The organism is Mycoplana rhizolycopersici (genome assembly GCF_013378445.1).
In the GTDB taxonomy this organism is placed as follows: domain Bacteria; phylum Pseudomonadota; class Alphaproteobacteria; order Rhizobiales; family Rhizobiaceae; genus Mycoplana; species Mycoplana rhizolycopersici.
The window spans coordinates 1-333 of the sequence record NZ_JABXYK010000070.1; the positions used below are offsets into that span (position 1 = coordinate 1).

1 pseudogene is annotated in these 333 nt (G+C 61.9%); it reads left to right on the forward strand.

The annotated features are described in order from the left end of the window. Positions 1-224: pseudogene (locus HV823_RS26450) on the forward strand (protease); the annotation flags it as partial. Between the last annotated feature and the right edge of the window lie 109 nt (positions 225-333).

The window sequence follows — 333 nt, forward strand, 5'->3', positions numbered from 1 at the left end:
TGATCGACCTGACCGGGATCGATGCCATCACGACGAAGTCGGGCAACCAGGCGTTCTCCTTCGTCGGCACGGAGAAGTTCTCCAAGACCGCCGGCGAGCTGCGCTATGCCAAGGAGAAGGCCGACACTTACGTCTACGGCGACGTCAACGGCGACGGCAAGGCCGACTTCGTCATCCACATCGACAGCCTCGTGAACCTCAAGGAAGGGGACTTCCTGCTGTGAAGCAGCATGCATTGCATCATTCGAAAGCGGGGAGCGGCCGGCAAGGCCACTCCCTCAAGGCTTTTCACCGGATCGCCTGTCGCCCGGTGGATCGCTTGCGGCTCGGCGT